A 14,956-nucleotide genomic window follows, 5' to 3' on the forward strand; every position below is an offset into this window, starting at 1 on the left:
CGAGGGGCGTTTTCAGGTGCGTTTGCTACTTCACGCAGCCAGCCCCTTCACTAGCTCCCGCAGCTCCGCCGACGGCTGCCAGATAGCTCATCAGCCGCGCATCCAGATCGGAGTCCTGCACCTTCTTCATCGCACATTTGATGGCCGGGAGAATCCTGGCGGGTTGCCGAGAGCGCTCGACCAGCAAGGTGACGAGCACGATATCGGTTGGTCGCTTCAGCCACATGTACGACCGCTTTCATGCAGATCGAGCCAGCCTTGATCGACCCCAGCTATTTGGTGTCTCAAATAGCCGCGGGCAAAGTAATAGGATGCTTTGCAATAACGCTGTCAATTTTCGTTGAGGTGAAAGTGTAAGATTTGAGCGACGTGTTCGAAAGGGTTTTCGTTGCTTTAATATTCTCCTTAAGTCCCAGCACGAACGCATCGACCAATTCATTGATCAGATATGCATTAGCTTCGACGATTTTGAGTGCATCGTTGGAGAAACGTATGTCATTCGATGCGAGCTTTTGCTCGTAGCCGCTTTGGTCCAGCCCAGGATCCTTCATTCCCACAAGCACGCGGCTCAATTCTCGAATTTTGGACATGTCGTCTGAGGCGGTCGTTTCAAGAAAGCGCTTGCACAGCGACGGCTGACATTTTCCCTTCCCATCCAGGGATTGTGCCACGGACCCAGCATAAAGGACTGTCAGGCGCTTCTCGATAAACTCAATCGCATCAGTCATCTTGGGAAATGATAGGTGGTGGTCGGAATCGGCGCCGGCGCTATCAGGTTTTAGAACGATACTCCCGGGAGGGAAGCCAAGAGCTCGCCCGACGACGACATGGCCACACTCATGACGGATCATGTCACGGACTTGTTCCTCCGTGAGGTCGGCAAAAAGAAAAACATTCATGGAAGACTCGATGCTTTGGTTGGGAAAACGTCAGGCGGGTAGACTCCGCACTACGCAATTATACTCTCCAAGGTTGTCCGCGCAAATGAGCAGCGGATGAAGCGAGGCAAACTGTCGATTACTGGTGGCTCGGAGCGCGTGACGGGGGCGGCCTGGCGGGTGTCGATTGAACGGGATAGGCCGAGCCGAGGGCTCGCACTCCTGGGGAGCACCTACCATCCATAATCCCCAAATATCGAAAGCTAGAGGATATCCGCTCCTCCCAATCGGAGTGACCAACGCATTGATGGTTTGCAATTTCTGGCGTTCCGCAGAAGGCTTGTATGATTAGCTACGGCGACAAGCTATAAACTCTTATCAATGCGACCCTGTCCGACACAAAAGAGGGACTTCGCAATTCGCCAAAGCTGGCTGAAGGGCCACTTTCGGAGCGAAGCGGATATTTGGTCTCAGCTTGGCGTCCCCGATGGGACCAAGACCTGCTCTGTCAGGCTCCCGAAGATGACGCAGGCGCGCCGGCAGCCGCAACAGGGGGGCGGGTGGGTCATGTGCGGTATTTCGCGCGATAGATGAACGCGAATTTGTCCTCCGCTTCCAATTTCTCGTCGATGTCAATCTCGACGTTCGCCGGCGTATCGAGGCGTGACAATATTTCGGTTGGCTCGACGAACCCCACTTCTTTTCTCGGAACGCGGATGACTGTCCTCACACTTCGATACTGCTGATGCAGCAGTTGGCCTTCTCTCAGCGACTTGTTCGTGAAGAATTGCCGGAACTCCGGGTCAATGCGAGAAAGATGCTCCTCTCCAACAACCCTCTCCAAAGTCGGCCTCGGACTCTCCGTCAGCCACACAGTATCGGTAGCTTCTTTTGCCTCCACTCGGAAAACACCTTGTGAGGGGGTGTTGGTATGTGGAGTAGGCTCCGTCAAACGTGGCACTCCAGCTCTCCATTCAATGACGTAGTCGGCGGCGCTCCAGCCTGCAGAAATGCCACGATGCCGAGGATGGCGTTCGGTGAAATTCAACGCGGTAAGAGTGCCAGAATAGGCTACAATAGCAGATGGCCGGCGAGTTCCAGTTTTAAGCACCCCGGGTTCATACAGATAAAGCCATACCGCAGCCGGCGGTCGCATCGCTTTGTCATAGTCTGTGTTGTCCGGTCGGAGATGCACGAACCACGGATGAGGTTTCAAGACCGTGTGGCATTCCGCGTGGATCACCAACGTCTGCTCGGAGGGCAGGGGCGGTGGCGGATTGAGTGGATCAAAAAGGATTGCCTCCGCTCGGCACTGGTTAAGGTGCGCTAGTGCGTCGGCGAATACGGCCTCACCGCTGGTGCCGTCAATAAGAACGGCCGCTTCACAGTTCACGCCCTGCATCGCTGATGCGGTCAGGTTATGACTGCCCGTCCACAGCCGACACTGCTCGCCAGCTCTAGCATAAAATACTTTTGAATGCATGAGTCCCGGTCCGACGCCACGCTCGACCGGCGTCAGCGAGCCCAAATGGACATAAAGGTTGCCGGGAATAAATGTGTGAAGCTCGTTCAGGGCGTCGAGACTGGTGGGAGTGTCCCATGCCACAACCACGAAGGAATTCTGTTGTTTCAGACGGGCGGCATGTGGCTTCAGCGTTTCCACTCCGCCCGGAGTCAGAAAAGCACACGCGATAGCCAGTTGATCCGTTCCATAGGAGAGCAGATTATCTAAGTCTGGTTGCGCTCGATTTCGTGGGGCAGGTGCAATAAAACGCACATTCATGGTTCGATCTCATCGCTTCGGTTTGTTCGAGCGGCTTGTGGGTCGAGACTGAGGTGAAGTCGGGGAAATTACAGGCAGGTGGGGAATCGCTGCCTGATCAGGCTGGCGGTCAGCACGTGCGCCGTCAACAGCGGTCCGGGGCTCCTGCATCCGCGCGACTGGCGCGCTCCGTTTGCCGAATGGACTTCCACTTTAGGGTCAGAAGGCGACACAGCTAGATGGGCCGGTTTCCGACTAAAGCAAACGTCAAACGCCGGTAATGCCTGATCGCCGAAAAGAGGACGGTAACAATTCGCAACTGATGGACGAGTGCATGCTTGTTTGGCGAGGCCGAGGCGCTATTCGAGAGGCTGAAAACTACGGTTCCGATGATGCTGAGGCGGTCGTTGAGCTATTGATCCGGGGCGCAAGAAAAAGCGAGTTAGATCAACAAGGTTGACTAGACACCCCTTCTTGGACCCCGAACGTTGTTTTTGGTTAAGCGGACGTTCGTTGTGGGCCAGCCGACTATTGGGGGCTCGTCTTGGCAGAGACCATAGAGGCAATCGACGAAGCTGAAAATCTTACCCCGCGCTCGTTAGTAAAGCCCAGTTTGGCGAGCTCGTCGGCGACCTGACGCAGCGAGCGCTGGTGCCCCTTTGGCGATCGCCGGCGGAGGCGCTTTGCCGTTGCGACCAGCTCCGGATCGAGCTCCGCCCAACTCTTTCGACCCTCGACCTTTCCGATCGCCTCACGCTTGCGCTGACGCGCCGCGCGCAGCTTGGCCACCGTAGTCGCCTTCTCGAATTGGGCGATGGCACCGAGCACTTGGCGAACTAACACCGCCGTTGGAGTATCCTCGATAAAGAAGTCAGGCGAGCTTGCCGGAATCAGCGTGACGCCGAGGCTGCGGAGGTGATCGTGTCCCGCTAGCTGGACCGCTAAGTCGCGTGCAAAGCGGTCAGGGCTCTCGACTAGGATCGTCCTGACGCCATTGCCGGCGATGCGATTGAGCATTGCGGCAAAGCCAGGCCGCTCGGCGATCGGGTCGGCACCACTCACCGCCGCGTCGTAGAACTCTTCGACGAGCTGGTACCCATTTGCCTCTGCGAAGCTCTCGATCGCAGCGCGTTGACGGCGATCACTGTCCTTGTCGGTCCCCACGTTCGCTGCCGAGGAAGTCCTCAGATAAGCGAGAGCTTCCACCTTTTTTGCTTTTCTTCTCATGACGTTGCGCCTCTTATTGTACAGATTTCTTGAGAACACCGGACGATAACTTCCGCCGCCAGACGGCGGAGGTCTCCACATAATCGCAAAGGGGAGGGGTCGACGGAACGGGGCTCCTCCGCACCGGCTTCGCTATGCGATTGAGTTGAATTCGTTTTTGCGCAGAGCCCAGACGCTCGCCGGAAGCATCTACGGCGGAAAACTACGAATCGCGTTTTCCCAACTTACAGACGCCGCCGCTATTCCGCGCGTCGCTACCGCCGGCCTGCCTGCGGGTACCGCATGGCCCGGTCGACCAAGCTTCCGGAGGCTTGGTCCAAAGTAGGGTAAGGCCCTGAATATCAAACTGATTTTGTGAGTTATTTGCCTGAGAACCAGTCCGGGCCCTTCCCTTGGCGCGAACTTCCGTGCAACTTACGCGCGTCCTAGGTTGGGGACTGGGGGAAATGCAATATATATCAAATCCGCCCGATGCGGCGTCGTTGATGACGTCTGCCCGAAGCTTCGGCAATTATGATCTGCCGAGTGCTCTGGCGGATCTGATCGACAACAGCATCAAGGCGCGCGCCCGAAACGTTCACATAACCTGTCTCTACCAGTCGGGGTCACCTGCAATCAGGGTGCTCGACGACGGCTATGGAATGTCTCGTTCCGAACTGCACGCTGCCATGCGTCCGGCCAGCACCAATCCCGCGGAAGAACGGTCGCCTGATGATCTTGGTCGCTTCGGCTGGGGACTGAAATCCGCGTCCTTCTCCCAATGCAAAAAATTGACGGTCATTTCCCACAAGGATGGAGTGCTCTCGGGGGCGGAATGGGATCTCGACGAAATTTCCAATTGGAAAATGGGGGTCCTGACAGAGCGGGAGGTCAAAGGGCTGGCATCCAAAGCGCTTTCGACCGACGCAGGGACAGAAATCATCTGGTCGAAGTGCGATAGGCTATCAGAACACGGATCGCTTACCGCTGCCGAGTTCAATGATCTCGTCGTGTACGCAAGAGACAGGATCGCGCTTGTCTATCATCGCTATCTCGGGGGACTCGTCCGCGGACATTCGATCAGAATTTTTTTGAATGATCAGGAGATCAAGGGCTACGATCCGTTCTACAGCGATCATCGTGCTACGCAGCAGCTTGAAACCGAAGAGGTTCGGATCGAGAGCAAGCGTGTCAGGATTCAACCTTTCATTCTTCCCCATTATTCAAAGATTACGCTTTCAGAGTACGACCGGTTGGGCGGGGAGGAGGGGTTCCTCAGAAACCAGGGCTTTTACGTCTACAGAAATCACCGGCTGATTATTAACGGAACATGGTTTCGCCTCGCCAAGCATGGCGAGCTTTCGCAGCTCGTCCGTATCAGCGTGGATATCCCGAATTCGCTGGACAGCATCTGGAAGATCACCATCGACAAGGGAGATGCACAACTCCCTGCGGTATTGAGAAACCGACTGAAAGGCATAGTGGATGGACTGAAGAAGCGTTCTTCGAAAGTCTTCCGGTCAAAAGGTGGCCGTCTCGACCGGGACGAGAGCACTGTCTGGCAGAGACATGCAAGAAATGGAGAAATTCACTACTCGATCAACCGCGAACATCCTCTGATCGCAGTGTTCCTGTCAGCGGACGACGAAACAAGAGTGGCAGCGAAGGCTGTGATCGAAGTGATCGAGCAAAGTTTTCCGGTCATTGCGTTCAGTGACGATGTGACCAGGCGTCCGCTCGAAATTCGTCAGACCGAAACTGATCCGCGCGCCTTCCGCGATCAGGTCGAGACAGCTCTTCCCCTCATGCTGAACGATGTAGACGGCGATTTTTCCCGACTGTGGGATCTTCTGCGACACACAGAGCCGTACTCAAGCAATTGGGCCGCGGTCGAAGAGATATTGAAAGAAAAGGGTTGGACAAGTGCGCGCGCTTGATAGCGAGATAGCCTATTTCAGAATTCGGATTGCCCAACAGTTTGCGGCCCAGCTCAGTTCGTCCGAGCCGATACCGGAAGGTGCTATCCGGAACGAGGTTGTAAACGGCCCATTCAAGCTGCCGGACGAAGAGCTGGAAGAAATTATCAGGGAGCTGGAAAGCAATTTTACGACCAGCCAGAAGCGCGGTGCTGCCGTAACGAGCGACTACAAGCCTTGGCTTTCATCGAGGCGCAGCGCCATTGATTTCTATTACTGGAACCGTCTTCGCCGGTACTACCTTGAAGGTGGCATTCTGGCACCTCAAGTCGTGGCAACGCTTGACGCAGTAACCGATGAAGTTCTTGACTACCTCGGCGATCCCGCAAATGAGGGGTCTTGGTCCCGCCGCGGAATGGTGATGGGGCATGTCCAGTCCGGAAAGACAACGAATTATTCAGCGTTGATCTGCAAGGCGGCGGACGCCGGCTACAAGGTGATTATCCTGCTCGCCGGGATAACAAACTCGTTGAGATCCCAGACCCAGGAGCGGCTCGATGAAACGTTCATAGGGAAAAAATCGGTATTCCAGGCAACCGCACAAACAGCCTTGCCGCTTTTGACGTACGCGACACTCAAGCGGTTTCCTGCTTACGGAACTTCCCGTGATCAGGATTTCAACAAACGGTCTGCTGGCGTGATCTTCTCCCTGGAGGCGCACAGCGAACCTATGATCTTCATCACAAAAAAGAATAGAGGACCGCTCGACAGCCTTCAGTCGTGGCTCAAAGAGCAGGCACATGGGGACAAGATCAGCGCTCCATTGCTGCTGATCGATGACGAGGCCGACAACGCATCGATCAACACGTCGAAAACTCCTGCTGAAACGACAGCCATAAATGCCGGCATTAGAAGGATTCTGAATCTGTTCGAACGTTCCTCATACGTAGGATACACGGCGACGCCGTTTGCGAACATTTTTATTGATCCCGACAGCGATCAGCAGATGCTGTCTGATGATCTTTTCCCGCGCAACTTCATCAAGGAGCTTGATCCTCCTTCGACATATGTCGGGGCGGCGAGAGTATTCGCAGAAGACGGCGAGTTACGACCGGCGATGGTAAGGGTCATCGATGATTTCGCTGGGATACTGCCACTCGCGCACAAGAGAGACCTTCAGCCTGCGGCACTCCCGCCCTCGCTCTATACCGCCATTAGAATCTTCGTTCTGGCGCTGGCAATGCGGACCCTGCGAGGACAGGGAAAAAAGCATTGCTCGATGATGATTAACGTCAGTCGCTTCAACGACGTCCAGGAGCGCGTGCTGGGGCTTGTCTACGAATATCTCCACAAGCTGCGCAACTCCTTGATCGTGAATGGCGCAGTGCCTCCGGCGAAGAGCGGTGATCCCGAGATCATTGAGCTAAGAAAAGATTTCGAACGCGAGTTCAAGGCAACAGAATTCAAGTTCGCCGATGTGCTCAAGGCGTCAAGCGACGCTGCTGCCACGATCTCGGTAGTTACAATCAACATGAAGGGAGGAAAACTGGATTATCAGCAGCATGGGCAGGACGGACTGCATGTTATTGCAATCGGAGGTCTCGCGCTCTCGCGTGGCCTTACTCTAGAGGGACTGACAGTCTCGTACATTCTTCGAAATACGGCGGCGTCGGACACGCTCATGCAAATGGCGCGCTGGTTCGGCTACCGCCCGGGCTACGAAGATCTGTGCCGCGTGTATTTGCCTGAGGGGTCACTCGACCACTATGCCTACATACACGAGGCGATTGAGGAGCTGCGTACAGAGGTTCGCCGGATGCAGGCAATAGGGCTGACACCTCAACACTTTGGACTCAAGGTACGCCAGAGCCCTACCGCAATCCGGATTACCGCGGCAAACAAGATGCGCTCCGCATCTTCGCTGACGCTGGCCCAGGATTATTCGTCGAGGCACGTGGAAGGCTACTCTCTGGTCAATGATGACGCCGTGAACCGACGTAATCTCGAGCTCGTGCAGTCTTTCGTTCGGAGGGTGGGGTCTGCCGGCAAGTTCGAAGACACCACCAAGGCTCTGATCTGGCGAGATATTGCAGGATCGGAGGTGCTTGAGTTGTTCAGGAAATTCAGGTTTGCGGATACCCATCCCGACCTTGGACGAATTTCGGCAGACGCAAGTCTGTTGCAGGACTACATTGCCGACCGTATCCACGCTGATCTGAAGACTTGGGACGTAGCAGTCCCGTTTCCGGCGGGAGGAGAGCCGAGATCAGACATTCTGTCGGGGCAAAGTTTTCCCTTGCGGAGACGTGACTCGGGAATAATGGACGAGTTCGGAGCTTATCGCGTCACCAGGAAGAACAGGTTGGCAGACCCGGATGATGCCCGTCTGGCGCTGTCGGACAAGCAGCTCGCCGACGCAGAAGAGGAAAAAAGGCGCGAGGACGGCTTGCAGGGTGATCGAGCCTATTCGGCCCAGCGAAGCAAGCCTCTGCTCATAGTCCATCTCTTTACAGCAGAGAAGCCGCTTGGACTCCAGATTAAAGGTCCCGTTGTCTCGCTCAGCGTCTCTTTGCCAAAGACCGAGGTAGCGGCTCGTTCGCGACAGTACCAGGTCAACAAGGTCTATCAGAAGCAACTCCAGGAACTTCAGCCTGAGCCAGAGGACGACGACCAGATGCTGGAAACACCTCCGGATGCTTGATCCCTGGAACGAAATACCCGCGAGCGTCGACCCGGGCGTGGATAACGTTCGCCGGGTAGAGACAGCATACCCCATCGACTTCCGGAGGGGGCGAGACTTTCTCGGCAGGTACATATTTATTCTGGAAGGGCGGGCGCAGGTCGGCGAACTTCCATCAGCGCCCCGGCTCAGCGGCATTGACGTGGAGATAAGCTTTGATGCCTCCGGGACGTGCAGGCTCGTGCTCACGCTTCTCGATCGCGCTGATTTCGAGCTGTTCAAGGTGTTGTGTCATGATCTGCTGACGTCCACGTCAGGTCTCGCTCGGGGTGAAAACGGTCGAGGGCTGGTGGTTGTGCTTGCTCGGCTGGGCCGCTGGCAGGATCTGCTGAGGCGTCGTCAGGACCAGCTTCTCTCGGCAAATCAGATCATCGGACTTTTGGGTGAACTCCTGTTCTTGAGAGACCACGCCCTGCCTGCGCTCGGGAACGTTGCAATAAACACCTGGCGTGGACCGTTCGGGGATGAGCAGGACTTCGTCATCGGTGGCTGGATTGTTGAAACAAAAACACAGTTGAGTACGGCCGATCAGCGAATTCATGTCAGTTCGGAAGCTCAGCTCGACACGTCCTCGGGACGAATTCTCCTCCTGCATCAGACCATTGGTGCATCGGCTGATAGCAATCCGCTTTCGCGAAGCCTCAACGGACTTGTTCAGGAAATACGCAGTGAGCTCGCTGCTAACGATGCGGCACTGGTCAGCTTCGAGTTGGCACTGGTTGAATCCGGCTACAAGACGCGCCCGGAGTACGATGACAGCAATTACGTACTTGTTCGAAGGGTGGCTTACGAAGTCCGGGACGAATTTCCCAGGATTACGCCAACGATGCTAATGCCCGGCATCGAGAGGGTCAGATATCAAATCAGCATAGAGGCATGCCGTAGGTTCGAGATCGGCATGGAGAAAGCAATGGAGCTTCTGATTGGACAGCGAAACTGATTCTGCACAGGCGCATGACGAGTTCTGGGAGGACCTGTTCGTCGAGGCTGATCTATCCGGCAGCCCACAACAGGAGGCATTCTTTCGGCTCTACGCCCGAATGGCAGGCGAGGCCGGGGAGTGCACAGACCTGGTTTACACTCCAGCAAGAAAAGACGGACGTGGGGCGTACCAGATTGATGGGTATGCCCTCGAAAAGGACACTGAAGAGCTGTATGTCGCAGTATCGGATTTTCGGGAAGGTCGCGATCAATCCCTTAACGTGAGCCAGATTGAGACGCTGCTGCAGCGTACCAAGAACTTTCTGGAGCTTGCCGTCTCATCCGAATTCATTACAGCTCTCGAAGAAACCAGTCCGGCTTTTGAAGCTGCGTATCCCGTCTACTCGAACACTAAGAGTATTCGTCGCATCCGGATCATTGTCTTCTCGAACGCACGGCTTTCGACTCGTCGGCCACCTGAACATGCAGCGGAAATTATCGGCCGCCCGGTGGTGCTGAGCATTTTCGATTTTGCCCGTTATGACGCGATGAAGCGCTCGATGGGGCGCACCGAGGCCATAGAGATCGACGTCGCAAAGCTGAACGAGAAACCGTTGCCGGCGCTCGAGGTAATAACGGGCGAAAGCGGCTATTCGGGTTATCTCACGGCGATACCGGGTCCGCTCCTTTCGAGTATCTACAGTCTATATGGCGCAAGACTCCTCGAGCAGAACGTCCGCACATTTCTTCAGGCAAAGACAAAGGTAAATCGCGGGATTATCGAGACCGCCTCCACGGAACCGGAGATGTTCTTCGCCTACAACAACGGCATTACAGCGACGGCTTCACGAATTGAAGTCAGCAGGTCTCCGGATGGCGCTTGCGCAATCAAGTCGATTTCGGACCTCCAGATTGTGAACGGAGGACAAACGACGGCGTCGGTACTCTACGCCAAGGACCGGTCAGGGGCCGATCTCGGTCGTATTCTGGTGCCAATGAAGCTATCGGTTATTGAACGCGAGCGGATCGAGGAAACTGTTCCGAAGATATCCAGATTTGCAAACACGCAGAACAAGATCAGTGAGGCGGACTTCTTCTCAAGCCACGGCTTCCACGTAAAAATGGAGCAGATATCGAGGCGGCTCGTTGCCCCTGCCAAACCCGGCTTTCTGTCGGGTTCGAAGTGGTTCTACGAGCGTGCTCGCGGTCAATACAAGGATCAGCTTGCGTATGGGACGCCGGCGACGAGGCGGAAATTCGAACATGAATTTCCAAAGGATCAGGTGATCGACAAGACAGACCTTGGAAAGTTTGAACTGTCGTGGCTTTGCCAGCCTCATGTCGTTAGCCTCGGCGAGCAAAAGTGTTTCGTGGAATTCACAGGCAAGATCGGAAAGGAATGGGAGAAAGACGAGTCAGCGTTTGATGAAGAATGGTTCAGAAGAGTGGTGGCAAAAGCTATTGTGTTTCGCTGGACAGACCGGATGGTAGCTGCCTCCGATTGGTACAAGGAGGACAGGGGCTATAAGGCACAGATAGTCACCTACACTCTTGCGTGGACAGTCGCGTGGCTCAAGAGGGCTCGGAATTCAGAGGTGTCGCTGGACCGGATTTGGACAAACCAGGCAATATCGAACGAACTGGGTGCCATTCTTGAACATGTCGCTCGCGAGGTAGCGAGCAAGATCAAGGATACGCCCGGAAACGTGAAGAATGTCGGTGAGTACTGCAAGCAAGCTGCCTGTTGGGCAGCCGTCGAAAAAATGTCGATTCGAATCGGCAATACGTTCCCGTCGGATGTCCGGACGATTCAGTCTTCGCGTCAGCAATCCCTGAATTCGGGATCCGTTCAGGCTGACACGATTTCTGACGAGCTCCCGGGCCAGGAACGCATTCTGCACATTAGGCAGATATTCAGTGGATCGAGCACTCTCAGTCGAGAGCGGGTGATTGTAAGACTAGGTGAACTGTCGGGCTATTCGCAACTCGATGACGTCAGTCGAAGAGAAATGGAGAATACAATCCGGACCGCGGTCCGGCGCGGGATCCTCGAGAGCCACGGCGATCAGCTTTCGATCCAAGCGCACGCCATTACAGATTTCGACAAGGATTTCCTGAAAGAGCAGTTTCTCTCGTCTCTGGGAGGACGGGGTTGGGTCGACAGACAGGAGAGCATTCGTAATTTTGCACGCTGGCTGGGATATCGAAGGACGGGCCCCTGGATTGACGAAGCAGCAAGGTCGATCATGAACGGATTGATCCGACAGGGAAAGCTGGAAGGGGATGGAGCGCGAATTCGCCGGGTCGCGTAGTTTATCAGAGTGCTCGGCGGCACGGTCGAGAACGGCGAAGACTGCTCACAGGTGGTGCGGCGTGGAGGTTCGTTGGTACATTCCTTCCGACGACTCTTCGGCGACAGAATAAGGGGGTGGTTGAGCGCGTGGCGATTCTTTTAACTATGGATTGTCTCATGCGTCTTCGATCGTACCGAGGCGGGCTCAGATCCCAACGAGCTAGCGGGCCATGACGGGATCAATCCGACATCTGCCTCGTCTTTATCAGATTCACGAAGCCCTCGACGTTCATCAACCAGCTTCTCTGGGACTCGCGGTAGGTGGCGTGCAGAGCGGCGGGCAGCACGAGTTGCAGTTTCTTCGCGCGCATCTCGTCGGTCTGGTTCTCCGAGATGCCGGGCTCCAGTGTTAGGAGGTGCTTGTGCGGGATGCGCTCGGCTTCCGACAATACCTGCCGCCACCTGTCCTTGCAGGTCGACTTTGAGCCAAGCATGGTCAGCTTTTCGGCCTTGAAATTCAAGTCCTGGTAGGCGGCTTTGCCGGGAAAGAGAAAGTCGGGTTTGTTTCGCAACTCGGTCTCGACACCACGCTCGAACTTCAGCTTGCGGGCAGAGAAGAGCGCAGCGACGTGATGCTCCAGCGACTTGCCGGCGCGGGACTTGCGCCTGTTCTGAACGCTGAGGGAAAATGCGATGAAGCCGTCCACATCAGGGACCTTGTCGGTCAAAAAGCCGGCTCGCAGACGGTCTGCCACGACAAGTCGCTCCAGCCGCCTGAACAGAAGCTCCTCGCGTTCGATCCACGCCATCAGGACGGCGTCCGCATTTTCGCTGGCGTTCACGTTGGCCAGCGAGTCCCGCGCCAGCTTCGAGAAGTCGGCAGTGGCGGGGAAGTTGACGCCGAAGGGTTCAAGAATGCTGTCGAGCTTGTCGGCTTCCGGCTCCTCGGCATCGATCCCAAGCTCGTCAAGGATGTACCGTGCCGCAAAGTCCAGCCGCGATGACTGGTCCTCCGGAATCTCCTTCACCTTGAACGTGAAGTCTGGTTGCTCTTCAAGGCCGAACAGATAAACAAGCTGGCTCTGGATCGTAGTGTCCTTGGGCGTGACGATGATCATCGCCGTCCCGTCGGGACGCATCGCCACGAAGAACGTATCGCCTTCGCTCATCAACGCTGTGATGCCGTTCGCATAATAGTAGAGACGGTATTCTGCGGACCTGTGCGCCTGCTTCCTCCGGGAGTCGTACCAGCTCACGACGCTGTCTTCGGAGATCGCTTCCTGTTCGTCGCTGAGCCAGATGAACCGGGCAGGGATCTTCAGCCGGTCGTCATCCCCGAGCAACTTGCGGAGATGGCCACCTTGGAATTCATGCTGGTGCGAGCGCTTGGGATCGGCCTCGACTGCGCTGAGGCACTTGACAGCAACTCCCTCGAAGTAGTCGGACAGAAGCCCGCGCTGCATCCTAAGACCCGGTGAGTTCAAAGCGTATTCTGTTGGATTTTAGCCACTTCGAACAACTCTCGATTGCGCGCGAAGAGTCAAGGCGGGTTCGCCCCTTGAGGGCGCATTCCCACACGATCCCGACCCGCCAGCCGGCTTCCAGCAGCTTCGTGATGTTCGCCTTGTCGCGCGCGACGTTGCCGCTGATCTTGAGCCGCCAGAATTCCGGGCGTGAGGAGGGCCATTTGAACAAATGGCAGTTGTGGCCGTGCCAGAAGCAGCCGTGAACGAAGAGCAAAGCATTCCACTTCGGGAAGACCATGTCGGGTTTCCCGGGCAGAGGCGCATGGATCCGAAACCGAAAGCCCTGAGCGTGGAGGCCCTTGCGCAGGAAGATTTCAGGCTTGGTGTTCTTTCCCCGGATGCCAGACATCATCCGGCTGCGAACCTCCGGGGAGACGACATCAGCCATTGGCGACGCGCAGGTCGAACGCTTGCTGCGCGTCCTGCTCCGGCTTGATGGCCTCGACGAGATGCGGCTTCATCGCCTTGGCCACGAATTCAACGACCGGCACAACGACGGCATTACCGAACTGCCGATAGAGCTGGGTGTCGGACACGTCCTTAAGGATGAAGGGCTTCCCGGGTCGGTCGAAACCCATCAGGCGCGCGCACTCAAGCGGCGTGAGACGGCGAGGGCGGTTGCCCTTCTGCTCCACCAGGATCTCCGAACCATCCTTGTAGTAGCGCTGCGAAAGTGTCCGCGTGACATCGTTCGGACCGAACAGGCTGTAACCGAAGCCATTGCCCGCGGCGTTGTGCTTTTTCTTGTAGTCCTGCAGATATTTCCAGAGGTGAGCGGTCAGCGTATACTTGGGATCCACTTCCGGCTCCAGGATGCTGCCGAGCTTCGGTCCCTTCTCGGCCGGCGGCAACTTTAGCGCCTTGAAGTCGAGCGTGGTCGGATTCCTGAAACCGACGATAAAGATGCGTTGCCGCTTTTGTGGTACCCAAGGTTCCGAGCTGATGACGCGGTGCTGGACGTGATAGCCCAGCTCTTCGTTCAGCACCTTCATGATGGTCTTGAACGTCTTGCCGCCGTCGTGGCTTTCGAGGTTCTTGACGTTCTCCAGCACGAATGCCGAAGGTTCGTGATGCTTGATGATCTGTGCTGTGTCGAAAAACAGAGTGCCCTGCGTCTCATCGAGGAAGCCGTGCTTTCTTCCCAGCGCGTTTTTCTTCGACACACCGGCAATGGAGAAGGGCTGGCAAGGGAAACCCGCCAGCAGCACGTCATGCTCCGGGATGAGATCGGGGCTGTCTGAAAATTCGCGGATGTCGCCGGCAATTGGGTGATTGTCCGGGAAGTTGTTGGCGTAGGTCTTCTGGCTGTTCTTGTCCCACTCGGACGTGAAGACGCATCTGCCTCCGATGCTCTCGAAGCCCTTCCGTAGACCGCCGATGCCGGCGAACAGGTCAATGAAGCGGAACCAGCCGGGTGTGTCGGCCACACGGGCTGCGGCGGCCTGCTCCAGGAGCTTCAGCTCGGCGCCTTCGAGCCTGTTCTTGCCATTCTGGTACCGGAACCCGGTGCTGCGGGAAACGCCAATCAAATGAATGGCTTCGTCGAAGGACAGGCCGGCCTGCTGGCGTAATGTCGTGAATCGCGTCAGTTTAGCGGCCACCATTTGTCCCCCGAATCTGTGTCAGCGAGTCTCACCGTGACACAAAGATTCCCAGCGAACAATTAGAAAGTTCCCTATATGTTCTTAGATCACAGATATATCTGTGTGTTTTG

At 56.1% G+C, this 14,956-nt stretch carries 11 protein-coding genes; 4 read left to right on the forward strand and 7 right to left on the reverse strand.

Annotated features, from left to right (window positions below):
- Positions 1-25: 25 nt before the first annotated feature.
- The 4 genes from GDN70_RS20435 to GDN70_RS20450 all read right to left on the reverse strand — a co-directional run bounded on the left by GDN70_RS20435 (position 26) and on the right by GDN70_RS20450 (position 3,867).
- A complete protein-coding gene (locus GDN70_RS20435; RefSeq protein ID WP_152102958.1) occupies positions 26-226 on the reverse strand; it encodes a hypothetical protein in 201 nt (66 codons plus the stop codon).
- A gap of 58 nt (positions 227-284) precedes the next feature.
- On the reverse strand, positions 285-899 hold the full coding sequence (locus GDN70_RS20440; protein ID WP_152102959.1) for a hypothetical protein: 615 nt from the start codon (positions 897-899) through the stop codon (positions 285-287).
- Between the two features lie 544 nt (positions 900-1,443).
- Positions 1,444-2,661, reverse strand: coding sequence for a hypothetical protein (locus tag GDN70_RS20445; RefSeq protein ID WP_152102960.1), 1,218 nt, complete (start codon positions 2,659-2,661; stop codon positions 1,444-1,446).
- 507 nt (positions 2,662-3,168) lie between these two features.
- Positions 3,169-3,867 (reverse strand): recombinase family protein, encoded by a 699-nt coding sequence (locus tag GDN70_RS20450; protein ID WP_152102961.1) that lies wholly within the window; start codon positions 3,865-3,867, stop codon positions 3,169-3,171.
- Between the two features lie 446 nt (positions 3,868-4,313).
- Between GDN70_RS20450 and GDN70_RS20455 the strand changes: the two genes are divergently transcribed.
- The 4 genes from GDN70_RS20455 to GDN70_RS20470 are packed head-to-tail and all read left to right on the forward strand — an operon-like array spanning position 4,314 to position 11,735.
- A complete protein-coding gene (locus GDN70_RS20455) occupies positions 4,314-5,783 on the forward strand; it encodes an ATP-binding protein (RefSeq protein ID WP_152102962.1) in 1,470 nt (489 codons plus the stop codon).
- Positions 5,770-8,463 carry a Z1 domain-containing protein gene (locus GDN70_RS20460; RefSeq protein WP_152102963.1) on the forward strand — a complete coding sequence of 898 codons (2,694 nt, stop codon included), beginning with the start codon at positions 5,770-5,772 and terminating at the stop codon, positions 8,461-8,463. Before GDN70_RS20455 ends, GDN70_RS20460 begins: the two co-directional genes overlap by 14 nt.
- On the forward strand, positions 8,456-9,442 hold the full coding sequence (locus tag GDN70_RS20465; RefSeq protein WP_152102964.1) for a PD-(D/E)XK motif protein: 987 nt from the start codon (positions 8,456-8,458) through the stop codon (positions 9,440-9,442). Before GDN70_RS20460 ends, GDN70_RS20465 begins: the two co-directional genes overlap by 8 nt.
- Complete coding sequence (locus tag GDN70_RS20470; RefSeq protein ID WP_152102965.1) at positions 9,426-11,735, forward strand: AIPR family protein; 2,310 nt, start codon at positions 9,426-9,428, stop codon at positions 11,733-11,735. The genes GDN70_RS20465 and GDN70_RS20470 overlap by 17 nt, the downstream gene beginning before the upstream one ends.
- Positions 11,736-11,955: 220 nt before the next feature.
- Here GDN70_RS20470 and GDN70_RS20475 read toward each other — a convergent pair whose 3' ends face one another.
- The 3 genes from GDN70_RS20475 to dcm are packed head-to-tail and all read right to left on the reverse strand — an operon-like array spanning position 11,956 to position 14,846.
- A complete protein-coding gene (locus tag GDN70_RS20475) occupies positions 11,956-13,179 on the reverse strand; it encodes a type II restriction endonuclease (RefSeq protein ID WP_152102966.1) in 1,224 nt (407 codons plus the stop codon).
- A gap of 1 nt (position 13,180) precedes the next feature.
- Entirely contained in the window at positions 13,181-13,630 is a 450-nt protein-coding gene (locus tag GDN70_RS20480) for a very short patch repair endonuclease (protein WP_152102967.1), read from the reverse strand.
- On the reverse strand, positions 13,623-14,846 hold the full coding sequence (gene dcm, locus GDN70_RS20485; RefSeq protein WP_152102968.1) for a DNA (cytosine-5-)-methyltransferase: 1,224 nt from the start codon (positions 14,844-14,846) through the stop codon (positions 13,623-13,625). The genes GDN70_RS20480 and dcm overlap by 8 nt, the downstream gene beginning before the upstream one ends.
- Positions 14,847-14,956 lie beyond the last annotated feature (110 nt).

Source organism: Bradyrhizobium sp. TM102, from assembly GCF_009176685.1.
Lineage (GTDB): Bacteria > Pseudomonadota > Alphaproteobacteria > Rhizobiales > Xanthobacteraceae > Bradyrhizobium > Bradyrhizobium ottawaense.